This is a genomic window from Paracandidimonas lactea (assembly GCF_021653995.1).
In the GTDB taxonomy this organism is placed as follows: Bacteria; Pseudomonadota; Gammaproteobacteria; order Burkholderiales; family Burkholderiaceae_B; genus Allopusillimonas; species Allopusillimonas lactea.
Genome location: NZ_JAJJOZ010000002.1, coordinates 132,094 through 154,512, shown reverse-complemented (window position 1 = coordinate 154,512; position 22,419 = coordinate 132,094). Strand labels below are relative to the sequence as shown.

Sequence of the window (22,419 nt, the reverse complement as noted above, 5' to 3'; positions counted from 1 at the left end):
GGCATCCCTTGGCCATACTCATATCGTCAGAGGCTGGCCTCTGAATACTTGCGTCGATGTGAGGGTCGATGTACGAAACCGGCCTTTTGCTCGCGTGGTTTTTGAAGCGAGCGGAACGAGGATGCGCTGTTAGTATTGGTTATTGACGCGTATAGCGCAGAACCGCAAAAGCTAGGCGGTTTTCGCTTAAAAATCATAGCAATACATGTGTTACTCACATGCACTGTAATGTAATTGAAAGAAACGCCACAATCGGCCAGACTCCCCCCGATGAATGGCCCAAATCAAGAGGGGAATCTGGCTGCACGCAGCGCATGGGCCGACTTACAAAATGACAATCATCCAAGGGCGATTGTTACGGATCGGCCCCTTGCCGCGACGGGCAGTGCGAGGTCATCGTGCAAAAAGCGGCACGCCGATCAGCCAACCATGCAGCGTAAGCACAAAGGCGGCGTAGATGACCAGGCCCGCCACGACGGCCACCACATCGTTGCCGCGCCAGGCGGGCGCCTGCTGGATGGGGCGGGCAACACGCCACGTGAAGGACAGCAAGTCGGCCAGCGCCCAAACGCCGAAACAGCCAAAGAGCACCACGTCTGCCACCGTGCCATTAACCAGCAGGTGCGCCCCGGCCCAAAGTACGGTCGCCCACAGCATCGGGTGGTGCATGGCGCGCTGTATCCGGCCGGGCATATAGGCGGCTACCAAAAGCGGAAACACAGGCAACATGAGTAACATGGCGATGTGCCGACCCACGCCAACGGGTGCGTATAGCGGCGTGCTGGCCATCCGGGCCTGGCCGTATCCAACAATAATGGCGATCAGGCCTGCTATGGCGATTAGCGTATACGCCAGCTTCCAGGGTACTTCACCAAACCTTGCAATCGCGGCCGGGCGGATGCCGGGCCAGACGATTTGCAGCGAATGTACGCCGAAAAACAATACACAGCCAATGATGAGCAATGCCACGGCGATCTCCTTGCATGAGGGAAGTGAACGCTTCTGTGCGGCGCACGCTTGCACGCCTGCAATAGCATACCGCGCGCTGTGTATTGCATGACGCACACCGCGCGCGGGGCCATGACTCTGCCACCGCTTGTGTTAGCGCTTACGGCGTACCGCTGCCTGCCTGCGTGCGCCCGCATTGTGCGCCCGCTTCGTACCAACCCTTGCTCTGGTTGACGATGCGCACTACCAGCAGCATCACCGGTACTTCGATCAGCACACCCACAACAGTAGCCAACGCGGCCCCGGATTGGAAGCCGAACAGGCTGATCGCAGCCGCTACGGCCAGCTCGAAGAAGTTGCTGGCGCCAATCAACGCGGAGGGGCAGGCCACGCTGTGCTGCTCGCCCGCGCGTCGGTTGAGCCAGTATGCCAGACCGGCATTAAAGAACACCTGGATCAGGATGGGTACCGCCAGCATGGCAATGACCAGCGGCTGGCGGATGATGGCTTCGCCTTGGAAGGCGAACAGCAACACCAACGTGAGCAGCAGCGCCCCGATAGACAGTGGCCCCAGGCGCGCCAGTGCCGCGTCGAAGGCTGCCTGCCCCTTGCGCAGCAGCGCACGGCGCCACCATTGCGCCAGCATGACAGGCACCACTATGTACAGCCCTACGGACACGAGCAGCGTATCCCAAGGCACGGTGATGGACGACAGCCCCAGCAACAGGCCGACGATGGGCGCGAAGGCAAACACCATGATGGTGTCATTGAGCGCCACCTGAGACAGCGTGAATACCGGGTCGCCGCCAGTGAGGCGGCTCCAGACAAACACCATGGCCGTGCACGGAGCGGCCGCCAACAGAATGAGACCGGCAATGTAGCTATCCAGCTCGCCCGCAGGCAGCCAGGGGGCGAACACGTGACGGATGAACAGCCAGCCCAGCAGGGCCATGGAGAAAGGCTTGACCGCCCAATTGATGAACAAAGTCACGCCAATGCCGCGCCAATGCTGACGCACCTGGCCCAGCGCGCCAAAATCCACTTTCAGCAGCATGGGTATGATCATCACCCAGATCAGGATGCCGACCGGCAGGTTGACCTGCGCGACTTCCATGCGCCCGAGCGCCTGGAAGGCTGACGGCTGCCACTGGCCCAATGTGACGCCCAGTACGATACACAAGAATACCCACAGCGTGAGATAGCGTTCAAAGACGCTCATGGCCGGCTGCGGACGGGGCAGTGTTGCGACATTCTGCGCTCCTGCTTGCATGGCTCAACCTCGCGTCTGACCAATGCCGCGCAATTCGGCCTGGAGCGACATGGCATCCAGGCGTTCGAAGGGCAGGCTAAGAAGCAGCTCGATACGGCGCTTGAGCATGCGCGCGGCATCATGAAAGGCCTGGATTCGCTCCGCCTCGGTGCCCGTGTGGGCGGCAGGGTCGGGCACACCCCAGTGCGCGGTGATAGGTTGGCCCGGCCAGACAGGGCACACTTCACCCGCCGCGTTATCGCACACTGTAATGATGAAATCCATGCGCGGTGCGTCCGACGCCGCGAACTCATCCCAGCTCTTGCTGCGATAACCCTCCGCAGGCAGCCTCAAGTCATTCAGTGTGCCGATGGCCATGGGGTGCACCTGCCCCTTAGGCATGCTGCCGGCGGAATAGGCGTGAAAGCGATCGCTCGCCAAGCCATTGAGAATGCCCTCGGCAAGAATGGAACGGGCGGAATTGCCCGTGCAGAGAAATAGAACGTTATAGGGTGTGTGTGACATGGTAGGTGTTTACGACACTGGGTGGCTGTTGTAGATATCCGATACCTCGCAGGCCTCGCCCTGACAGCAATACGCTGTGAGATAACCGAGCAGGTTGTTCATTTGCGGGAAATCGGCACGGTAGATCAGGTTGCGGCCTTGTTGCTCGACCGTGACGAGACCAGCATTGGCAAGCTCTTTCAAGTGAAAAGACAAGGCATTGCGGGCCACGCCCAACTGGTCTGCCAGCGCGCTGGGTGTAAGGCCCTCGCCCCCCTGAGCGACGAGGGCGCGAAACACGCGTAGCCGCTGTGTGTGGGCCAGGGCGCTGAGTGCACGAACGGTTTGCGCTTCATTCATTGTTCAATAATACAACGTTTATTGAATTAATTATATGCCCGCCTGCCACGCAACACCATCCTGTTCATAACGACAAGATGGGTTGACACTGATTTATGCTCAGAAGTAGCATAACTATTCGCGCATCAACGCGCTTCTTTTTTGTCGCATAAATACTCTAACTGAGCATAAGTTGGCAGTCGCATCGGCTGCCCACCCCAGGAGACGTTGCTCTATGGAATCGCTAGCTACCCGCCCCGTTGAATTCGACCTGCCCGCGGTAGTAGACCAAGCGGGCGCGAGCTGCCCCACGCCAGTGGGCCTGGCCTGGGCCCGCGTGCCACAGCCTGTGCCGGCAGCGCAAAAGGCCGCGCTGATTGAACGCATTCGTGCGCTGCTAGCGCGCGAGCGCGCCGTGCTGGTGGCGCACTACTACGTCGATGCAGACCTTCAGGATCTGGCTGAAGCCACCGGAGGCTGCGTGGGCGATTCGCTGGAAATGGCGCGCTTTGGCCGCGATCATACAGCCGAAACTCTGGTGGTGGCCGGCGTGCGCTTCATGGGCGAAACCGCCAAGATCTTGAGTCCCGACAAGCGCATCCTGATGCCAGACCTGCAGGCCACCTGTTCGTTGGACCTCGGCTGCCCCGACGACGCTTTCACCGCTTGGTGCGACGCCTACCCCGATCGCACCGTGGTCGTCTATGCCAACACCAGCGCGGCGGTCAAAGCACGGGCGGACTGGGTCGTCACCTCATCGATCGCGCTGGATGTGGTGGCCGACCTGCACGCGCGCGGCGAACGCATTCTGTGGGCGCCTGACCGACACCTGGGCAGCTATGTACAGCGCCAGACCGGCGCCGACATGATTTCGTGGCAGGGCGCCTGCATTGTCCATGACGAATTCAAAGGCACCGAGCTGGAAGTACTGCGTGCACATCACCCCGGGGCCGAGGTGCTGGTGCATCCCGAGTCGCCAGAATCTGTGCTGGCTCAGGCCGATGTGGTGGGCTCGACCACGCAATTGATCGACGCCGCTTGCAAGCGCGATGCGTCAACCTTCATCGTAGCAACCGACCAAGGCATTCTGCACAAGATGCGCGCCGCCGCACCCGGCAAGACATTTATTGCCGCCCCCACGGCCGGCAACAGCGCCACTTGCAAAAGCTGCGCGCACTGCCCCTGGATGGCCATGAACGAGTTGGCAGGCCTGGCCGACGTACTGGAACACGGCCGTGGTGAAGTCACCCTGGATCCGGCGCTCGGCCGGCGCGCCAAGTTACCTATCGACCGCATGCTTGCGTTTGCCGAGCAACGCAAGCAGCGCGTGCAAGCCAGCGGCGACCTTGCCCGCGACATGGCACTGTTCGACAGCGTCGGCCCCGCCTGACGCAAGGAGCCCCACAGCATGCGCTACGACGCAATCATCATCGGCAGCGGCCTGGCGGGCCTGACTGCTGCGCTGGAGCTGGCGCCGCATCAACGCGTAGCCCTCATCGCCAAGGGCGCGTTCGATGACAGCGCAAGCAATCGCGCGCAAGGCGGTATCGCTGCTGCGCTGGATCCGCAAGACAGCGTGGACGAACACGTGCGCGACACCCTGGTTGCCGGCGCGGGCCTGTGCGATACGCAGGCCACGCGGCTGATTGCCGCCGGCGCACCTGATGCCATCCGTTGGCTTCAAGGCCTGGGTGCAGGTTTCTCCACCGATGATTCCAGTCGCGATGCGCTGGACCTGACCCGCGAAGGCGGCCACGGCCGCCGCCGTATCGTGCACGCCGACGACGCCACCGGTCGAGTCGTCGTCGCCGCCTTGGCCGCACAGGCGCGGCGGCACCCCAACATCACCCTGATGGAACACCACTGCGCCATCGACCTCGCGAGCGCGCACGGCGTGCGCTGCGCAGGCCTGCATGTGCTGGACTTGCTGCATGGCCGCATCGCGACCCTGACAGCGCCGCACGTGGTGCTGGCCACCGGCGGCGCGGGGCAGGTATATGCGCACACCACCACGCCCGCCATCGCAACGGGTGACGGCATTGCCATGGCCTGGCGCGCCGGCTGCCGCGTCAGCAACATGGAATTCATCCAGTTCCACCCCACCAGCCTGTACCCGCCTGCAGACGATGCCTTTTTGATTTCCGAGGCCGTGCGCGGCGAGGGCGGCCTGCTGCGCCTGCCCGATGGGACACGCTTCATGCCCGCCTACGACACGCGCGCGGAATTGGCGCCGCGCGACATCGTGGCTCGCGCCATCGACCGGGAAATCAAGCGCCACAGCCTGAACTGCGTATACCTGGACATCAGCCACCGGCCGCGCGACTTCTTGCTGGCACACTTTCCCAACATCTACGCACACTGCCTGAGTCAGGGCATCGACATGGCCACCGATCCGATCCCCGTCGTGCCCGCCGCCCACTACACCTGCGGTGGGATTGTCACCGGCCCGGATGGCCGAACCGACATACCTGGCCTGTATGCGATCGGAGAATCCGCCTGCACGGGCCTGCACGGTGCCAACCGGCTGGCCAGCAATTCGCTGCTGGAGTGTGTGGTGATGGGGCGGGCCGCTGCACAGGCCATCCGGGCGCAGCCCATGACGGCTAACAAGCAGCCCACGGCGACTGACGCGCCGCACATTGATGCCCCGGCCTGGCACATGCGGGCCGACAAGCGGCCCGACGAGACAATCGCCCACACCCGCCAGGCCCTGCGGGCCCTGATGAGCAACGACGTGGGCATCGTGCGCAGCAACGCCTCGCTGACCCGCGCGGAACAACACATTGCACAATGGGAAGCCATCACAGCCAGGCAGTGGCGGAACGAAGGCGTGAGCCGCGAACTGCTGGAACTTCGCAACCTTCTGCAAGTCGCCGCACTGATCGTGCGCAGCGCCATCACCCGCCACGAAAGCCGCGGTGCGCATTGCAACTGCGACTGGCCCGACACCTTGACCGACGCGCGAGCGAGCGTGCTGAAGCATGAGGCGGCCGCCATGCCAGACATCACTGCACCGTTGGCGGCCTAGCTACGCTTGACAGACCAATGCTGCAATGTCGTGTGGCACGCCCGGCCAGCAAGCGGACGTATGGCGAGCGGACACGGCGTTCAAAAGTGCAGGCCACGTTCATAGGCCGACAGCACCGCCTCATGCATGGCCTCGGATTGCGTCGGGTGCGGAAAGATCGCATGCATCAGTTCGGCTTCAGTGGTTTCGAGCTGTTTAGCCACCACGTATCCCTGAATCATCTCGGTGACCTCGTCGCCCACCATGTGGGCGCCGAGCAGTTCGCCGCTGCTGGCATCAAACACCACTTTGACGAAGCCTTCGGTCGCCCCCAACGCAATGGCCTTGCCATTTGCCGAGAACGGAAACTTGCCCACCCTTATGGAATGCCCCGCGTCGCGGGCCTGCTGCTCAGTCAGGCCTACATGAGCCACCTGCGGATGGCTGTAAGTGCAGGCGGGGATCCGGCTTGCATCAATGGCTTGCGGTGACAGGCCCGCAATTTTTTCAATGCAGACCATGGCTTCGTGCGAGGCCTTGTGGGCCAGCCACGGGGCGCCCGCCACATCGCCAATGGCATACACGCCTGGCTCGTCGGTGGCACCGTAGCTGTCTGTGACGATATGGCTTTTTTCTACCTTGATGGCCGTGCCTTCCAAGCCCAGCCCTTCGACGTTACCGACGATACCGGCGGCAACGAGAATGACCTCGACGTCGAGCGTTTTGCCGCCTTGGCCATCAAGTTTGACTTTCCAGCCACCGCTGTGCTTTTGCGTGTCGGCAATGCCACTGCCCAGATGCAGCGCCAAGCCTTGCTTACGCAAGGCTTGGCCCACGTACTCAGACACCTCGGCATCTTCCACCGGCAGTACGCGATCGGCCATCTCGACAACCTGCACCTGCACACCCAGGGCGTGATAGAAGCTGGCAAACTCAATGCCGATGGCGCCCGCGCCCACCACCAGCATGCTCCGGGGCAGGCGGGATGGCGTCAATGCCTCGCGGTAATACCACACGCTATCGGCGTTCGCGTCCAGCGCCGGCAAGACCCGCGCCCGCGCGCCCGTCGCCAACACAATATGCGAAGCACTAATCAGTGCGTCAGTGCCGTCGCCCGAGACGGCCAAACGCCCTTTGCCCGCCAGCCGGGCCTGGCCCTTTATCACGGTGATGCCATTCTTCTTCATTAGATGGCCGACCCCTCGCTGAAGCTGTGCCGCCACCTTGCGGGAACGTGCCACGATGGCTTGCAGATCGGCTGCGGGTTCACCAGCCTTGATGCCGAACTCGCCGGCCTGTCGCATGAGACGCAGCACATCGGCCGAACGCAGCATTGCCTTCGTTGGAATGCAGCCCCAATTCAGGCATATGCCGCCCAACTCCGACTTCTCGACGATGGCGGTGCGCATGCCAAGCTGGGCTGCGCGGATTGCAGCCACATAGCCGCCCGGGCCTGCGCCCACGACAACGACATCAAAATTCTCTGGTTTCATACGTCTTGCTCAGATAAGTGCGGCCACAGGATTCTCGATAATCGACTTGAAGATGCCCAGCCACTTCGCCGCCAGCGCGCCATCGATGGCGCGATGATCCACTGACAAAGTGACAGTCATGACTGAGGCAATGCCCAGCGTCCCGTCGGCCACGACTGGCCGCTGCTCGAAACTGCCTACCGCAAGAATGGCTGCCTGCGGCGGGTTGATGATGGCCGCGAACTCCTGAACGCCATACATGCCCAGATTACTGACCGTAAAGCTGCCGCCCTGATACTCCTGCGGCGCCAGCTTGCCTTCCCGCGCTCTGTGCGCCAAGTCGGCAATCTCGAGGCTGACACGCGATAAAGGCTTGGTATCCACCCCCTTCACCACCGGCGTGATCAGCCCGCCCGGCGTAGAGACAGCCACCGATATGTCAATGTCCTGGTATTGACGCAAGGCGGATTCGGTCCAGCTTACGTTCATCCCGGGCAGGTCGCGCAAAGCGACGCTCACTGCTTTCACAATGATGTCATTGACGGAAACCTTGCGAGAGACCGAATGGTTTATTTGGGCGCGCATGGCCAGCAAGGCATCCATGCGGCAATCGGCACGCAGGTAGAAGTGCGGCACAGTCTGCTTGCTCTCGCTCAGGCGGCGCGCAATCGTGCGGCGCATGCTTGTGTGCGGGACATCGGTATAAGACTGCACTGCTCCGCCTGTCGCGTGAGGAAGCGGAATGACAGCCTCCGTCGCCCGGCTGGCAGACTGCGCCGCCAGCACATCGCGCTTGACGATGCGTCCTTTCGGGCCGCTGCCGCGCAGGCCTGACAACGCTATCCCGGCGGCACCCGCCAGGCGCCTGGCCAGCGGACTGGCGAAGATGCGCGTTTGGCTGGCCGTGGCGACGGGAGCTGGTGACTGCGCGTTTGGCTGCCCGCCGCCCGTATCAGGCGTCGCCACCCTGGCTTCTGGGGCGTTGCCCACGCCGGCACCATCAGACAACAGTGCGGCGATATCCACATCCGTCTCTGTCGGCGCAAACAAAACGGCAATAGGCGTGCCCACGTCGGCTGCCTGGCCAGCCGGGACCAGTATCTTCCCCAACACGCCCGAATCTTCCGCGTTGAACTCAATGACAGCTTTCTCGGTTTCGATTTCCGCCAGGCAATCACCCGGTGCGACCGCCTCTCCTTCATGCTTGGCCCAGGACACAATCACAGCGGAATCCGTGTTGGCAGCCACTTCGGGCATACGTATGAGAATCGCCATGTCAGAAGTTCCTTTGTTTCAGATCGGTGCGGTAGGTGGAGATGTCTTCGTACTGCACCAGTTCAAGCACATTGCCTTCGGGGTCCCTGCAAAAGGCCAGGTAAACGCCGGGGCGCACTTCCACTGGCTTGTCTCCGGTCATGAACACGATGCCTTCCTGCAAGAGTCGTGCAATAGCCGCCTGAATATCCTCAATGATGAACGTCAGATAGGTCGCGTTCGATTTATCAAGGATGTAAGCCGCCGGCGCCTCCGCCGGCACGGGCGTGGCGGGCGCCAGCAGCTTGATGCGTTCACCGTTCGATGTTTGCAGCCGGACTACCGTGTAGCTTCCCGCCGACAACGCCGATTCCGCCGCCTTATCGGCCGCAACATGATATTCACTGATAAAGCTGAAACCCAGTACCTGCTCGTAGAACCTGCGCATCCGGGTTAGATCGCGGCAGGCTATGCCGACTTCGAGCGGCGATGCCATTTCCAGTGTCATGGTTGTCTCCTCAGGCTCTGTCACTGCCGGCGCCCTGCGCCCGCATGCACGCTTGCAGCGCTGCAACGACTTCTTCGGTACGGGCGCATGCTGCCCGTTCAAGCACTTTGCTGATGCTCGGGGACGCCTCGCCACCCGTGACGCGCTGCACGGGCTGATCCAGCCAGTCGAAAAAGCGGCGCTGGATTTCGTCCGACAGCCAGCCGCCATACGAAGTACCTTGAGCACCTTGCTCCACAATGAGCACATTGTTGGTTTTCTGTATGCTGGCGCCTATGGTGTCCCAGTCGATGCTGGCGCGGTCCAGCCAGCGCAGGTCAATGACTTCGGCGTCCACACCGGTCTGTTCGATGGCTTCCAGGCTGTGCGCAACCATGGAAAGATACGTCAGAATCGTCACGTCGCTGCCGCTGCGGCGTACAGCCGCCTTGCCAAAGGGGATCTGGTAGTCCAGATCATCAACGGGCGCCATGCCGCTGGATGCATAGAGATCGACGTGCTCGATCACCAGAACGGGGTCTTTCAATGCCAGTGCGGCATTCAGCAAGCCTATGTAATCGAAAGGCGTGGAAGGGGCCACAATGCGCCAGCCTGGGCTGGTCGCGAAAACGCCGACGGGGTCCATCGAGTGCTGCGACCCATAGCCCGTGCCCATGGCCACTTTGCTGCGCAGCACCAACGGCATTTCTATGTCGCCGCCGAACATATGACGCGCCTTGCCAATCTGGTTGAATACCTGATCGGCGGCCACCCACATGAAGTCGGGATACATAAATTCGACCACAGGCTTGAAACGCCCGTCCATCGCCATACCACCGCCCAGCCCCACGAACGCATTCTCGCTGATGGGCGTACCCAGCACCCGACCCGGAAACCGTTCTTTCAGGCCACGCGTTGCACCATTGGTGCCGCCCTTCAGGCGATGCACATCCTCGCCCATCACGACAACACCCTCATCCGTTTCCATGCGCCGCGCCATCACGTCGGCAACCACATCGATGAACTTGCGTTCTGCCAGTTTGCCCTGATAGGAAGCCTGCTCTTCAGTCCGCGCACCATCGAGTTCTGACAAGTCGCCGCGTATGCCTACGTCACGGAAATCCGCACTGGGCCACAGGTCGGGACGTATGCGCTTCTTGCCACGCTTGCCGTCAGGATCGGCCTCGGTCAACGCCGTCACCGCCTTCTGCATTGACACTTGCATGCGCTGGCGCAGCGCGGCGATTTCCTCGGTGGTAATCAGTTTGCGCGCAAGCATCTGCTTACCGAGCGCATCCAGCGGATCTCGCTGGCGCCACGCCTGCTCTTCTTCTTTGGTCCGATATCCGAACGCGCTGCCAGGGAAGCCGCCATTTTGATGGAAGTAGCGGTATACATCCGCCTCAATGATGGTGGGCCCGTGGCCCGCGCGCATGTGAAGCAGCGCCTGCTCCATGGCCAGATGCACCGCCAGCGGATCCATCCCGTCAACCTTCCAACTCGGGATATTGAAGGCCTGACCGCGCGCCGACAGGCGAGGCTCCGCCGTAGCCTCCTCAACGTGTGTAGCAACCGCATAGCGGTTGTTCTCAATGAAGAAACACAACGGCAGCTTCCATGCCGCGGCCAGATTCATGGTTTCCAGGACGGCGCCAATATTGGTGGCGCCATCCCCGAAATACGTTACAGCCACCGCATCCGTGCCTGCATGCTTGTGCGCCCAGGCCGCACCAGCGGCAAGCGGGACGCCGCCGCCCACAATCGCATTGGTACCCAGCACACCTGCTTCGTCCCAGCGCAGGTGCATCGAGCCGCCGCGCCCCCGGCAGAACCCTTGGGCCAGGCCCATAATCTCCGCCAACGTACGCTGCAGCAGCATATCGATATCGGCGGACAGTTCCAGCCTGGGGTCAATCCCGCCCGGCGTAAGAAATGCGAGCGCCTTGCTCAGGAACTGGTGATGGCCGCGATGCGAGCCATTGACCTGGTCTGCAACCGTCAACGATACGATTGAGCCTGCCGCGCCGCCCTCTTGGCCAATACTGGAGTGGGCCGGGCCATGCACCAACCCTTGCATGGCCAGGTCGAGCACCGTCTCTTCAAATGCCCTGATCAGGTGCATATGGACCAGCAACGTCCCCAGCAGCTTCGGGTTGGCCTTTTTCCAGTCTTCTTTGAGGGTGTGCAGCTCAACCCATCTGGATGATGGGGAAAGTTCAATTATCTTAGGCATGAGTGTCGTCTCCGGACGAAGTACTTCAAATTCAGGTATAGCTGTAGGCAGACCAGCCGCCGTCGGCCACGGCAACGTGGCCATTGATGAATGCTGCATGTTCCGAGGCCAGAAACACGGCCAGCATGGCGATTTCGTGTGGTTCGCCCAGGCGGCCGACGGGTGTGCGCCGTGACAGGGCGCCCAGGTCCATCCGACCCGCAGCCACCAATTCATCAACCAGGGCCGTCTTGACGTAGCCCGGTGCAATGGCGTTCACCCTGACGCCGTGCCTGGCCCATTCAATCGCCAGAACCTTCGTCAGCATGGCCACTGCGGCCTTGCTGGTGCAATAGGCTGCTCGCTCGGGTGCGGCAACCACGCCATACATAGACGACATATTCACGATGACGCCGCTACCCTGCTCGACCATGTAGCGCCCCACCGCCTGGGCACAGTAAAAGACACCGTTCACATTGACATCCATGGCCCTGCGCCACTGTGCGCCGGATAGCTCGAGTGTTGGCTGGTTCATGGATATGCCTGCGTTGTTCAGCAACACATCGATGCGGCCAAAGGCCTCATGGGCCGCGCGGACTGCATCATTTACCGCAGCCTCGTCATTGACAGCCGCGGCCCAGCCCTGCGCCTGCACGCCTGGGAATTCCGACCGCAGGGCCACGCATGCGGCCTGCAACGCGGCATCGTCGATATCCAGCAGCGCCAGGCGCGCGCCACACGCGGCAAATGCCCGTGCCATGGCCAGCCCGATGCCGCTGCCAGCACCGGTAATGAATACCACCTTGTCGGCAAGATCATGGAACGCCTTGCCTTGTGCAAGGCGGGCAAGTACTTGCGCAGCGATAGTTTGCTCAGTCATACGGCCAACCAGTCCTTCAGCAGTTGCGGGTTGCCAGCCAGCTCATCAGGCCCACCACGAAAAACGATCTTGCCATGGCCAAGCAAACACACGGCCGTGGAGATCTTCATGGCAATAGTGAGCTTCTGCTCAACCAGTATGACTGACACGCCTTGCCTGTGAATATCCTGAATCGCTTCACCCACAACCGCCACGATCTTGGGCGCCAGACCCTCGGTCGGTTCATCGATCATGATCAGCCGCGGATTCCCCAGCAAGGAGCGGCAGATCGTGAGCATCTGCTGCTCTCCCCCGGACAGGTTGCCCGCCCGCGTATTGCGACGCTCTTTCAGGCGCGGAAAGTAATTGAACATTTCTTCGATGGTCCATGCCGGAACACCATCGCGCGCACGCTGCATGCCCATGACGAGATTCTCGTCTACCGTCAGGTTGGCAAATACATCACGCTCCTCCGGCACATAGGCCATGCCGGCCCGTGCCACCGTATATGGCGGTGCACCCGCTATGTCCTGACCATCAAACCTGATCTGGCCTGAAGTGGGTGGCACGAGACCCATGATGGACTTGATCGTGGTCGAGCGCCCCGAGCCGTTACGGCCCAGCAGGCTCATGACCTCGCCTTTTTGAACATCAAAACTCACGCCGTGAAGAATATGGCTTTTGCCATAGTGCACATGCAAATCCTGCACCGACAGCAAAGGCATTGCGCCTGTCCCGCTCATGCCGTTACCTCCGTGCCCAGATAAGCTTCCTGGACTTGTGCGTTGTTGCGGATCTCATCCGGCGCACCGGTAGCGATAATCTTTCCATACACCAGCACGCTGATCCGGTCGCTCAAAGAAAACACAACCTCCATGTCGTGCTCGACCAGCATCAGCGACCGCCCTTCTGATAGTTCGCGTATCAATCCCACGGTGTACTCGGTTTCCTCGCGGGACATGCCCGCCATGGGTTCGTCCAACAACAGCACTTGCGGATCCGATGCCAGCGACATGCCGATTTCCAGAGAGCGCTGCTCGGAATACGACAGTTCGCCGCCCAGCGTATCGCGGCACCGTGTCAGGCGGACCCGCTCAAGCAATTTCTCGGTTTCCCGCGTCACTGTGCGTGCACCCGAAATACGCCGCCAGAAGTTGTATTCCAGGCCGTACCGGCGCATGACGCCAAACCGCAGGTTCTCGAATACGGTCAACCCGGGAAAAATATTGGTGATCTGGAAGGAGCGCGCCATGCCCAGGCGATTGATCACGCGCGCATCCAGGCCGTGTATGGGATTTCCATGCAGAAAGATCTCGCCTGAAGACGGCCGGAGCTGCCCCGAGATCAGATGAAACAATGTGGATTTCCCGGCGCCGTTGGGACCAATGATGGCATGGCGCTCGCCCTGGCGCAGCGCTAGATCCACACCACGAATGATCTGTGTGTCACCGAACGACTTGTGCACATTGCGCAAGCTCAGCACCGGCTGATTGCCGGCGTCATTCACTGATGGGTTCATTATGCGTTCTCCTCGCACAGCAACCGCCATGCGCGGTTCACGTACAGGATGATTGCGATCCCCACAACCATCAAGACAATAGGCACGAGCCATGTCATGAATGCGCCCGGCAACCACTGATGGTCAAACAGCATCACCCCAGGCCAGGCAGCCCCAGGCGCCAACTTGGATTGATAATCAAGCGCCAGTATCAAGGCAAGGAACTCAACCAGGAACACAAAGCCTGCCGCCGCCACAATGCAACCAATGACCCAGCCCGATAGCACGCTGGCCAATCGCGCGGTACTGAAGCGGCGCCGATTGTCGCCCCACCACTTTCCTACGCTGAACAGGCCGGCGGGCATGAACATCATGACCAGGACGAAAATGACCCCTTGGTACAGCAACCAGGTGCGCGTCATGTCAGAGACCGCATACCCAAAGAAGGTCATGACGGCGGCGCCAAGCCCCGGCCCAAAGAAAGCACCTATACCGCCGATATAAGCGTTCAGCACGACCTGGGCCGACAGGTTCATGTCAAACAAAACATAGTTGGCCGCTTCATTGTTCATGGCCAACAAGGCCCCGGCCAGCCCCGAAAATGTGGCCGAGATGGTAAAGACCAGCGTGCGCAGCTTGTGCACGTTGTAGCCCAGGAACTTCAGCCTGTGGCTGTTCTCGCGCAGGCCGAGACACAGCCTGCCGAGCGGCGTCCGCGTGAAGTAGTACAGAAGCGCAATACCCAGCGCCACCCACGCCAAGGTCAGGTAATACACCTCGACCGACGTGCCGAACGTCAAGCCCCAGGCAGGCATGCGCATTGCCGATACGCCGCCCTCGCCTCCGAAGACCCCCTTCAAATGGGGTGCCAGCGTATGCAGCAGCTCCGCCAACGCCAGCGTGATCATCGAAAAATACACGCCGCTACGCTGCGTTGAAGACCATCCCGCGACAAGCCCCAGACCGCAACCGGCCAGCGCCCCCATCAAGGGCATGAAGGGGGTGGGAAGCAAGCCCGTCCCTTCCAGGGCATTCATCGCATGGATGGTTGCGAACGTACCAATGGCGAAATAGGCGGAATGCCCAAACGAGAGCATCCCTCCCTGCCCGGCGAGCACATTGAACGCCGTTGCAAACAATGCCGCGATCAGCATCTGAATCGCCGCATTGACCAATGAGGCAGACAGGTAAAACGGTAGGGCCAGCAGCAAACCGGACAGGATCAACAGAATAATGAGTCGTGATAATTTCATCTGTCTACTCCCTGTCGCCCATGAGCCCGGATGGGCGAAGCATCAGAATCAAGAGCATCAGGAAGAACGGAATCGTTGCCGACAGTGACGACACCTTCAGCGTCAGTACGCCGCCCACGCTTTCGGCCCACTCACGCGCGCCAACATAAGCGAGCAAGTCGGCAAGGCTATGGTCGATCCCCACGGAGAATGAGGTGATCAGCCCGATAAGCAGCGATGCGACCATGGCGCCCGCTAGCGACCCCAGGCCGCCGACCACGACGACCACGAATACCAGCACACCAAGCTCCAGCGCCATATTGGGGTTGGTCGTATAAAACGCGCCCGCGACAGCGCCTGCCAGGCCAGCCAAGCCAGCGCCGATGGCAAACACGCCCATGAATACCATGGGCACGTTATGTCCCAATGCCTCCACCATGCGCGGTTTATAGATGGCTGAGCGCACCACAATACCCACTCTTGTTTTGGTCAAGAGCAGGTAAATCAGCACGAACATCAGGATGGACGTACCGCCGATGAGCAGGCGATAGAAAGGATAGTCCGCACCAAACACCGAAAAGGCCGAGAACGACAGCGACTCGGGCACACGATAATTGACGGGATAGTTGCCGTAGAACAGCTTGATGACTTCAGCAATGATGAATGACACGCCGAAGGTAAGCAGCAACTGATGGCCGTGGCCGTAGCGATGGACGCGGCGCAGCAGATAGCGCTCGACCACGGCACCCAGCACGCCCACAATCAGCGGCGAAATAATAATCGCGGGCCAGAACCCCAGTACTTTTTCAAGACTGTAGGCCAGGTAGGCACCCACCATATAAAACGACGTATGAGCGAAGTTCAGGACGCCCATCATCCCGAAGATCAGGGTCAACCCCGCTGACACCATGAACAGCAATAAGCCATACACGGTGCCATTCAATAGGGAAACCGTAAAAAATTCCATAATTGCACCTTTCTGCCGCTGGCTTCACCTTGCCGGCACTGGCTTGCGCCAGTGCCGGAACCGACATCAGGCGGGACGCTTCATCTTGCAGGTTTTCTGCAGCGGGTTTACCGCGTCAGGGCCGGCGAACTTCGCCACCACCTCGAAGCCCATGGCAGTGTCGTCAGCCTTGTACTTGGCATCCTTGGTGACTTTGGACACCACGATCGGCAGAATCACCTGGTGATCCTCGGCGCGGATCGATGTCTCCCCCATGGGGGTGGTGATCTTGACCTTCTCGAGATTCAGGGCAAGCTGGGTTACATCGAGTTCGCCATTCTTCGGCGCCGTCGCTTTCAAGGCTTCGGCCAGCATCTCGATGCCAAACACGGTTTGCGGTTCGATATAGGTGGGATAGTGCCCCGTCTTGGCTTTGTATTCTTCACCAAATTTCTCGGTTTCGGGGCTGGCAGCCATATTGAACGCATTGGCGATATAGTGGCCCAGCGCCGTTTCGCCCGCATTGGCCAAGTTGCCAGGCTGATCCAGAAACACCGTGCCGAACCGCACATTCAGGCCGGCGCCGCGCGTTGCTTTCATCAACAGCAGCAAGTCGTTGGACCAGTTTCCTGTCATGACAGTCTGCGCGCCGCTGGCCTTGATTTTGGCGGCATAGGGCGAGAAGTCCTGTATGCGGTTGACGTCGTGCAGCGTGCTTTCCACGACCTCGTAGCCACCTTCTTTGGCAAATTCCTGGATTGAGGTCTGCATGTCGTTGCCCCAGGAATAATTCTGGTTCATCGAATAGACTTTGGTGCCCAGGTCGCCCGACTTCTTCATGGCATTGACGAGCGCCTTGACACGAATAGGCGCATTCGTCGTGAAGCGGAAGTGATAGAAGTGGCATTTGTCGCCCGTCAGTTCGAGCGCCTCGCCACCCATATTCAGGAACAGCACTTCTTTGCCAGGGTTGCGCAGGTTGTATTTGCGCACGTCCTCGGTGATTTGCCCTGAGACAGCGGAAGAAGAGCCTTGGATGATAATGCGGGCGCCATCGGCAATGGCCGCCTTGACCTTGTCGGATGCGCCAGCCGGCCCGCCCTGGTTGTCATATTCGGCTATCTGGATGGGTGCACCGTTCCAGCCGCCTGTGTCGTTCAGTTGCTGCAGGCCGTAGGTGGCTGCGCTGCGATACATCAGGCCCGTCGACGCCTGCGGACCCGAAAGCGTTTCAACCAGGGCAATCTTCAGGGGTGCGGCCTGGGCCGAAGCCATTGCGATCATGCCGCAAATCGAAATCGGCAAGGTCAATTTGGTAAAGTTCATGCTGTTATCTCCTGTTCTCTTCTAAAAAAAATGCAGTGCATAGGGCACGACCTTCTGATTTTTCTATTTGTCTGATAACATTTTTCACTTATCAGACAAGTTGCGGAGAAATTCTACGTATGCGAAAAAACCATGTCAAAGCTCAGATTGCGGAAAGCACGGCATTCGCAGCCAAAAACCCTGATTTTTCTTTCAGAACAATAAGTTAGAGAGGATAGGGATAAACCCCTAATCATCAAAAATGATTTCTTTCACCGGAAAAACGGTACTCATCACCGGCGCAGCCGGCGGAATTGGCCACGCAGTAGCCAAGAAGATGGCAGCGCTCGGGGCCGAGCTTGCTATCTGCGACGTGAACCTGGAGGCCGTCGAGGCAGTGCGCAAAGAAATTGGGGCCACCGGCTCGGTCAATGCATACCGCACAGACGTAGCCGACGCACAATCCTGCAAGCAGACCGTCGCCAACGTTGCGCAACGCTATGGCAAGATCGATCACCTTGTGCACTGCGCCGGCATTTACCCCGAGAAGCTGGTCGCCGATATGACGGAGGATGATTGGGGTCGTCTCATGAGCATTAATCTGAATGGCACTTTCCATATGTGCCAAGCCGTCATCCCTTACCTTGCCGAGAACAGCTCCATCGTTAACCTGGCCTCCATGGCGGGGCACCGCGGCAGCCATTCGCACGCTCACTATTCCGCATCCAAAGGCGCGGTGACCAGCCTGAGCAAAAGCCTGGCACTGGAGCTGGCCCCGAAGACCCGCGTCAATATTGTTTCGCCCGGGATCATCGATACCCCTATGGCGTCCAGCCTGATGCAGCAGAAAGGCAAGGCCCTCATTGAGGCGACGCCACTCAAGCGCTTCGGCAGCGCCGATGAAGTCGCCAACGTCATTTTGTTTTTGTGTTCCGAACTGGCCAGTTTCGTGAACGGGGAAACCATACACGTCAACGGCGGGCTTTATATCGTCTGATCGTCTGCCAATACCGGGAGCCTCCCGCAAGAACGAAGCAACACAACACGCCATGGACGACCGCAGCACTTCCACATCGACGCCCTCTCTTACCACGCCTATTGTCGAATGGCTGATCCAAGAGATAGAACAACAACGTCTTAAACCGGGCGACAAGCTGCCCAGCGAAAAACAACTCGGCGAACAGTTTTCCGTCAGCCGCTCAGTTGTTCGCGAAGCCGTATCGCAACTGAAGTCCGAAGGGTTGGTGATCTCGCAGCAGGGGCGGGGCGTGTTTGTGAACGAGCGGGGCACCAGACAGACATTCAGGCTGGATCCCACTCGCCTGGACGACAAGGAAGACGTGGCCTATGTGCTGGAGCTCCTGATCGCAATCGAAGTGGCTGCCGCCCGGCTCGCGGCCTTGCGCCGCACATCGGACGACCTGAAGAACATCAAGCGGGCGCTGGTGTGCATGCAGTACGCCATCGTCAATGACCAACTGGGCGACACCGAAGACTACGCATTCCATCAGGCTATTGTCGATGCAGCACGCAATCCCCACTTCATTGCGCTCAACGAATACCTGGAGCGGCATGTTCGGCATCTGATCCGCAGTGCCCGAAGCAATACAGCGCAGTATCACCACGATCTCGTGGAAGAAGTGCAGAAGGAACATCAAGCCATCGTCGATGCCATCGAGGCCAGGGATCCCGAGGCTGCGGCCAAGGCGGCTGAAACCCATTTGCGCAAGGCGGCGGAGCGTCTGAACACGTATCTGGCGTTCCCGCCCGCCTAGTTGTCGCAGCAGAAGCCAGCCGGCAACTTCCCGGGCGGGACGAAGCCTAAGATCTTGCGTCCTGCAGGATCATGTCGGCGCCCTTCTCGGCTACCATCATGACGGCTGCCTGGGTATTGCCTGACACCATTAGCGGCATGACGGAAGCGTCGACAATCCGCAGGGCCTCCATGCCCTTGACCCGCAGGCGCGGATCAGTAACCACGCCATCATCCACGCCCATCCGGCATGTACCGATGGGGTGGTAAATGGTCTGCCCAGTTTGCCGCGCAAACTCCAGCCACTCATCGAAGGTATTGACGGCCTTGCCCGGGTTCATTTCAGATGCCACATAACGCTGCATCGCCGGCTGGCCCACGATACGGCGTGCGATCTGCATGCCTTTGACAAGAGATTCCTGGTCGGCGGCAACGTCCAGGACGTTGGGCCGGATGGCCGGGCTGGCGAATGGATCGGGCGACTTGATATGTATGGTTCCGCGCGACTGGGGACGCAGCTGCGCAACCCCTATTGTCATGCCCGGTTCTTTATCGAGCACGCGATTGGCCGCGTTGGCATAGCTTGCATGCACAAAAAAGTATTGCACGTCCGGTGTCTCGAGCTGCTTCGAAGTTTTGACGAAGCCATGGACCAGGCCGGTACCGAGTGTCAGTATCCCTTTGCGCTGCAGGTAGTAGCGCGCGACCTGGCCGCCCAGCGACCAGCCTCGCGACATTTCATTGAGCGTCGTTGTATTGCGGACACGCCAGTTCATGCGCGTGGCAAAGTGCTCGATATAGTTGTTTCCCACCCCTTTCAACGCATGCTGCAGCGGGATTCCGTGGGCTTGGAGAACATCGGGGTCACCCACACCCGACAACTCCAGTAATTGCGGCGTCTGGACCGCCCCCAGGCACACCAGCGTCTCGCGGCCCGCTTTGATGCTTACGTCTTTCCCGTTTTTGCGATAAACCAGGCCCGAGCACCGCTTGCCTTCGAACGTCAGCCGCAGAATATGCGCATCGCACTCGATCACAAGGTTCTTGCGGTGGCGGGCAGGGTTCAGGTAGCCGTCAACAACGCTCCAACGCCTGCCGCGGTGCTGCACCACCTGATAGTAGCCAAAACCCTCTTGGTCACCGACGTTGTAGTCATCGTTGCGCGGTTGGCCGTCTTCATCGGCCGCCTTCAGGAAGGCATCGGCTATCGGAAAACGTTCAGCTACCTGCTCCAGATGCATGGGGCCGTCATGGCCTCGCGCTTCGCCACCTCTCGCATAGTTTTCGAGCTTGCGAAAATACGGCTCTACATCGCCAAAGGCCCATCCCCGCGCGCCCACAGCCTGCCAGGCGTCATAGTCCTGTTCCTGGCCTCGAACATAAATCATGCCGTTGATCAGCGTGGAGCCTCCCAGGCCCTTGCCGCGCGGCACGGCAATGCTGCGGCCATGCACATTATCTTCGGGCTCGGTCTGGAAGCCCCAGTTGAAGCGGGAATCGACCATGAGCTTGCTGAAGCCGGCCGGTATATGCACCCACATGGAGCTGGCGTCGCGCCCCGCCTCAAGTAGCAAAACCCGATACCGGCCGCACGCGGTCAGGCGGTTGGCGAGGATGCAGCCAGCGGTGCCGCCACCTGCAATGACGTAATCGTAATCGGCCATAATTTATTTCGCAGCCGAGACACCAAGGAACTCGGCCATCAGCTCAATCTGACAGGCCAACATCGGCGCCCCGTAATGCACAGGGCAGCCACGCTCGCGAGCGGCGCGCAGCAGCGCGGTTTCTTCCGGCTGCATAATCACGTCGCAGACCAATTGACGCGCTTCCAGCTTGTTGACGTCCATGGGCAGCGCGTCGCCCTCCTTCAACCCCAGCGACGTGGCATTGATGACCAAATCATGGCCGGATGGGTCGGGTGTGCCGATATCAATGCGCGCTTGCGGATGCATATCAAGAATGCGTGCCTTGAGATCTTCGGCCTTGGCGGCGGTACGGTTTGCAATCGTCAGGCGGCTGACCCCATACTGCACCAGCGCAAAGGCAATGGCGTTGGCCGCACCGCCGGCCCCCGCCATATAAGCCGATTTGCCCCTTATATCGTGCCCACAGGACTGCAGGCCGCGTACAAAGCCTTCGCCATCCAACATATGGGCGGTCAGCCGGCCGTCGGGTTCGCGGCGCACCACATTTGCGGCGCCAATCTTGCGGGTGGTATCCGAGGCATCATCACACAGTTCCAGCACTGTTGTTTTATGCGGCACGGTGACGATAACACCCACAAGGTTTTCCAGTCGCCGCAAGCCTTCAAGGACAGTCGCCAGATTTTCCGGCGTCGCATGAAAAGGGACCAGCACGCCATCGTATCCAATGCGCGAAAAATACTCGTTCATGCGCTGCGGGGTTTTCACGTGGTGGATGGGGTGCGCCAAGATGCCAAACAGCTTTGTTTGGCCCGTTATTTGTATCATTACTTGCCTCCTGTTGAGATTTGATTATTGTGCTCCCAAGCATGATTGGGCACATAACCCCACGAAGATATATGATATACAACGGTGTTCTCGTATTGCAAATTGAATACGGATAAAATCTGATCAATTCTTCAATGTATTTCGTATGCCCAGTCTCAAGCCTATACAGAAAGAAAACCTTTCCATAAGGGTTTATAAGCAGATACGCGAGGCCCTGATTAACGGAAAGTACGAGCCGGGCGAACGGCTCGTCATTGGCGAGCTTGCACGCGAGATGGGGGTTTCCATCACTCCGGTGCGCGAAGCCATTTTCCGCCTGATCAGCGAGCAAGGGCTGGAAATGCAGGCGGCTACCGCAGTCTATGTGCCCTTTGTGAATTCGGCGCGCCTGGCCGAAATCCAGCAGATCCGCTTTCATCTTGAAGGCATGGGTGCCGCCGAGGCCGCGCGCAAGATCACCACCAAAGAGCTCGACGATCTAACGGCCCTACAGGCCGAGTTCATCAGTCTGACTTCAACCAACCCCGGTCGTGCCAGTTACCTGAATCGCAAATTTCATTTCGCCATCCTGGAAGCGAGCCGTATGCCGACGCTGATCAGCACGGTTGAGACATTCTGGGTGATTACCGGCCCCATACTGAAAATATTCCACGTAAAGACCTCGGGCCTGGATTACTCAGGCAGAAAGCACCGCCACGAGGCTGTGCTTGATGCGCTTAAAGCACACGATCCCGAAGCGGCCAGAAAAGCGATTCAGGCAGACCTGGTGTGGGGTGGAAAAATAATGGTCGATTGGCTGGCCGAGCGGGAAGCCGAGCAGGTACTTGCAGACACCCCGGCGGGCGCCGCCCGTGCAAAAAAGGCTCCTCGCAAACGCTAGGGG

General features: G+C 59.9%; 21 protein-coding genes. 5 read left to right on the top strand and 16 right to left on the bottom strand.

Annotated features, from left to right (window positions below):
* Nucleotides 1-393: 393 nt before the first annotated feature.
* The 4 genes from LOL23_RS04655 to LOL23_RS04640 all read right to left on the bottom strand — a co-directional run bounded on the left by LOL23_RS04655 (nucleotide 394) and on the right by LOL23_RS04640 (nucleotide 3,061).
* On the bottom strand, nucleotides 394-969 hold the full coding sequence (locus LOL23_RS04655) for an NnrU family protein (protein WP_160977719.1): 576 nt from the start codon (nucleotides 967-969) through the stop codon (nucleotides 394-396).
* 139 nt (nucleotides 970-1,108) lie between these two features.
* Nucleotides 1,109-2,167, bottom strand: a complete 1,059-nt coding sequence (gene arsB, locus LOL23_RS04650) for an ACR3 family arsenite efflux transporter (protein ID WP_369414091.1) — start codon at nucleotides 2,165-2,167, stop codon at nucleotides 1,109-1,111.
* Nucleotides 2,168-2,221: 54 nt separating this feature from the next.
* Nucleotides 2,222-2,722, bottom strand: coding sequence for an arsenate reductase ArsC (locus tag LOL23_RS04645; RefSeq protein ID WP_160977715.1), 501 nt, complete (start codon nucleotides 2,720-2,722; stop codon nucleotides 2,222-2,224).
* Between the two features lie 9 nt (nucleotides 2,723-2,731).
* Entirely contained in the window at nucleotides 2,732-3,061 is a 330-nt protein-coding gene (locus LOL23_RS04640) for an ArsR/SmtB family transcription factor (protein ID WP_160977713.1), read from the bottom strand.
* Nucleotides 3,062-3,275: 214 nt separating this feature from the next.
* Here LOL23_RS04640 and nadA point away from each other — a divergent pair, with 214 nt between their 5' ends.
* Nucleotides 3,276-4,430: a quinolinate synthase NadA gene (gene nadA / locus LOL23_RS04635; protein ID WP_160977711.1), complete on the top strand. Its 1,155-nt coding sequence runs from the start codon at nucleotides 3,276-3,278 to the stop codon at nucleotides 4,428-4,430.
* A gap of 18 nt (nucleotides 4,431-4,448) precedes the next feature.
* The gene (gene nadB / locus LOL23_RS04630; RefSeq protein ID WP_160977709.1) at nucleotides 4,449-6,068 is read left to right on the top strand and encodes an L-aspartate oxidase; all 1,620 of its coding nucleotides are present in this window, start codon (nucleotides 4,449-4,451) and stop codon (nucleotides 6,066-6,068) included.
* A gap of 80 nt (nucleotides 6,069-6,148) precedes the next feature.
* Here the strand turns inward: nadB and lpdA are convergent, their stop codons facing one another.
* The 10 genes from lpdA to LOL23_RS04580 all read right to left on the bottom strand — a co-directional run bounded on the left by lpdA (nucleotide 6,149) and on the right by LOL23_RS04580 (nucleotide 17,333).
* The gene (gene lpdA / locus LOL23_RS04625) at nucleotides 6,149-7,540 is read right to left on the bottom strand and encodes a dihydrolipoyl dehydrogenase (protein WP_160977707.1); all 1,392 of its coding nucleotides are present in this window, start codon (nucleotides 7,538-7,540) and stop codon (nucleotides 6,149-6,151) included.
* A gap of 9 nt (nucleotides 7,541-7,549) precedes the next feature.
* On the bottom strand, nucleotides 7,550-8,794 hold the full coding sequence (locus tag LOL23_RS04620; RefSeq protein WP_237173219.1) for a pyruvate dehydrogenase complex dihydrolipoamide acetyltransferase: 1,245 nt from the start codon (nucleotides 8,792-8,794) through the stop codon (nucleotides 7,550-7,552).
* Between the two features lies 1 nt (nucleotide 8,795).
* Complete coding sequence (locus LOL23_RS04615) at nucleotides 8,796-9,281, bottom strand: VOC family protein (protein ID WP_160977702.1); 486 nt, start codon at nucleotides 9,279-9,281, stop codon at nucleotides 8,796-8,798.
* Nucleotides 9,282-9,291: 10 nt separating this feature from the next.
* Complete coding sequence (locus LOL23_RS04610; RefSeq protein ID WP_237173218.1) at nucleotides 9,292-11,493, bottom strand: alpha-ketoacid dehydrogenase subunit alpha/beta; 2,202 nt, start codon at nucleotides 11,491-11,493, stop codon at nucleotides 9,292-9,294.
* A gap of 31 nt (nucleotides 11,494-11,524) precedes the next feature.
* Nucleotides 11,525-12,352 (bottom strand): SDR family NAD(P)-dependent oxidoreductase, encoded by an 828-nt coding sequence (locus LOL23_RS04605; protein WP_237173217.1) that lies wholly within the window; start codon nucleotides 12,350-12,352, stop codon nucleotides 11,525-11,527.
* Nucleotides 12,349-13,074, bottom strand: a complete 726-nt coding sequence (locus tag LOL23_RS04600; protein ID WP_160977696.1) for an ABC transporter ATP-binding protein — start codon at nucleotides 13,072-13,074, stop codon at nucleotides 12,349-12,351. Before LOL23_RS04600 ends, LOL23_RS04605 begins: the two co-directional genes overlap by 4 nt.
* Nucleotides 13,071-13,850, bottom strand: a complete 780-nt coding sequence (locus LOL23_RS04595; protein ID WP_160977694.1) for an ABC transporter ATP-binding protein — start codon at nucleotides 13,848-13,850, stop codon at nucleotides 13,071-13,073. Before LOL23_RS04595 ends, LOL23_RS04600 begins: the two co-directional genes overlap by 4 nt.
* Nucleotides 13,850-15,082, bottom strand: a complete 1,233-nt coding sequence (locus LOL23_RS04590; RefSeq protein ID WP_160977692.1) for a branched-chain amino acid ABC transporter permease — start codon at nucleotides 15,080-15,082, stop codon at nucleotides 13,850-13,852. The genes LOL23_RS04595 and LOL23_RS04590 overlap by 1 nt, the downstream gene beginning before the upstream one ends.
* A gap of 4 nt (nucleotides 15,083-15,086) precedes the next feature.
* On the bottom strand, nucleotides 15,087-16,028 hold the full coding sequence (locus tag LOL23_RS04585; RefSeq protein ID WP_160977690.1) for a branched-chain amino acid ABC transporter permease: 942 nt from the start codon (nucleotides 16,026-16,028) through the stop codon (nucleotides 15,087-15,089).
* A 66-nt stretch (nucleotides 16,029-16,094) separates the two neighbouring features.
* A complete protein-coding gene (locus LOL23_RS04580) occupies nucleotides 16,095-17,333 on the bottom strand; it encodes a branched-chain amino acid ABC transporter substrate-binding protein (protein WP_160977688.1) in 1,239 nt (412 codons plus the stop codon).
* 241 nt (nucleotides 17,334-17,574) lie between these two features.
* On the opposite strand from LOL23_RS04580, the gene LOL23_RS04575 reads away from it, so the two are divergent.
* The gene (locus LOL23_RS04575) at nucleotides 17,575-18,309 is read left to right on the top strand and encodes an SDR family NAD(P)-dependent oxidoreductase (RefSeq protein ID WP_160977686.1); all 735 of its coding nucleotides are present in this window, start codon (nucleotides 17,575-17,577) and stop codon (nucleotides 18,307-18,309) included.
* 52 nt (nucleotides 18,310-18,361) lie between these two features.
* Entirely contained in the window at nucleotides 18,362-19,087 is a 726-nt protein-coding gene (locus LOL23_RS04570) for a FadR/GntR family transcriptional regulator (RefSeq protein WP_160977684.1), read from the top strand.
* 46 nt (nucleotides 19,088-19,133) lie between these two features.
* Here the strand turns inward: LOL23_RS04570 and LOL23_RS04565 are convergent, their stop codons facing one another.
* Nucleotides 19,134-20,729 (bottom strand): GMC family oxidoreductase, encoded by a 1,596-nt coding sequence (locus LOL23_RS04565; protein ID WP_160977682.1) that lies wholly within the window; start codon nucleotides 20,727-20,729, stop codon nucleotides 19,134-19,136.
* Between the two features lie 3 nt (nucleotides 20,730-20,732).
* Entirely contained in the window at nucleotides 20,733-21,536 is an 804-nt protein-coding gene (locus LOL23_RS04560; protein ID WP_237173216.1) for a shikimate dehydrogenase family protein, read from the bottom strand.
* Between the two features lie 145 nt (nucleotides 21,537-21,681).
* Here LOL23_RS04560 and LOL23_RS04555 point away from each other — a divergent pair, with 145 nt between their 5' ends.
* Nucleotides 21,682-22,416: a GntR family transcriptional regulator gene (locus LOL23_RS04555; RefSeq protein ID WP_160977678.1), complete on the top strand. Its 735-nt coding sequence runs from the start codon at nucleotides 21,682-21,684 to the stop codon at nucleotides 22,414-22,416.
* Nucleotides 22,417-22,419: the final 3 nt, after the last annotated feature.

Excerpts from the sequence above, each read along its gene's own strand:
- LOL23_RS04610 (WP_237173218.1), bottom strand. The coding sequence starts at position 11,493 with ATGCCTAAGATAATTGAACTTTCCCCATCATCCAGATGGGTTGAGCTG.
- LOL23_RS04645 (WP_160977715.1), bottom strand. The coding sequence starts at position 2,722 with ATGTCACACACACCCTATAACGTTCTATTTCTCTGCACGGGCAATTCC.
- LOL23_RS04555 (WP_160977678.1), top strand. The coding sequence starts at position 21,682 with ATGCCCAGTCTCAAGCCTATACAGAAAGAAAACCTTTCCATAAGGGTT.
- LOL23_RS04605 (WP_237173217.1), bottom strand. The coding sequence starts at position 12,352 with ATGACTGAGCAAACTATCGCTGCGCAAGTACTTGCCCGCCTTGCACAA.
- LOL23_RS04640 (WP_160977713.1), bottom strand. The coding sequence starts at position 3,061 with ATGAATGAAGCGCAAACCGTTCGTGCACTCAGCGCCCTGGCCCACACA.
- LOL23_RS04565 (WP_160977682.1), bottom strand. The coding sequence starts at position 20,729 with ATGGCCGATTACGATTACGTCATTGCAGGTGGCGGCACCGCTGGCTGC.
- LOL23_RS04615 (WP_160977702.1), bottom strand. The coding sequence starts at position 9,281 with ATGACACTGGAAATGGCATCGCCGCTCGAAGTCGGCATAGCCTGCCGC.
- nadA (WP_160977711.1), top strand. The coding sequence starts at position 3,276 with ATGGAATCGCTAGCTACCCGCCCCGTTGAATTCGACCTGCCCGCGGTA.
- arsB (WP_369414091.1), bottom strand. The coding sequence starts at position 2,167 with ATGAGCGTCTTTGAACGCTATCTCACGCTGTGGGTATTCTTGTGTATC.
- nadB (WP_160977709.1), top strand. The coding sequence starts at position 4,449 with ATGCGCTACGACGCAATCATCATCGGCAGCGGCCTGGCGGGCCTGACT.
- LOL23_RS04570 (WP_160977684.1), top strand. The coding sequence starts at position 18,362 with ATGGACGACCGCAGCACTTCCACATCGACGCCCTCTCTTACCACGCCT.
- LOL23_RS04580 (WP_160977688.1), bottom strand. The coding sequence starts at position 17,333 with ATGAACTTTACCAAATTGACCTTGCCGATTTCGATTTGCGGCATGATC.
- LOL23_RS04590 (WP_160977692.1), bottom strand. The coding sequence starts at position 15,082 with ATGAAATTATCACGACTCATTATTCTGTTGATCCTGTCCGGTTTGCTG.
- LOL23_RS04560 (WP_237173216.1), bottom strand. The coding sequence starts at position 21,536 with ATGATACAAATAACGGGCCAAACAAAGCTGTTTGGCATCTTGGCGCAC.
- lpdA (WP_160977707.1), bottom strand. The coding sequence starts at position 7,540 with ATGAAACCAGAGAATTTTGATGTCGTTGTCGTGGGCGCAGGCCCGGGC.
- LOL23_RS04575 (WP_160977686.1), top strand. The coding sequence starts at position 17,575 with ATGATTTCTTTCACCGGAAAAACGGTACTCATCACCGGCGCAGCCGGC.
- LOL23_RS04595 (WP_160977694.1), bottom strand. The coding sequence starts at position 13,850 with ATGAACCCATCAGTGAATGACGCCGGCAATCAGCCGGTGCTGAGCTTG.
- LOL23_RS04600 (WP_160977696.1), bottom strand. The coding sequence starts at position 13,074 with ATGAGCGGGACAGGCGCAATGCCTTTGCTGTCGGTGCAGGATTTGCAT.
- LOL23_RS04620 (WP_237173219.1), bottom strand. The coding sequence starts at position 8,794 with ATGGCGATTCTCATACGTATGCCCGAAGTGGCTGCCAACACGGATTCC.
- LOL23_RS04585 (WP_160977690.1), bottom strand. The coding sequence starts at position 16,028 with ATGGAATTTTTTACGGTTTCCCTATTGAATGGCACCGTGTATGGCTTA.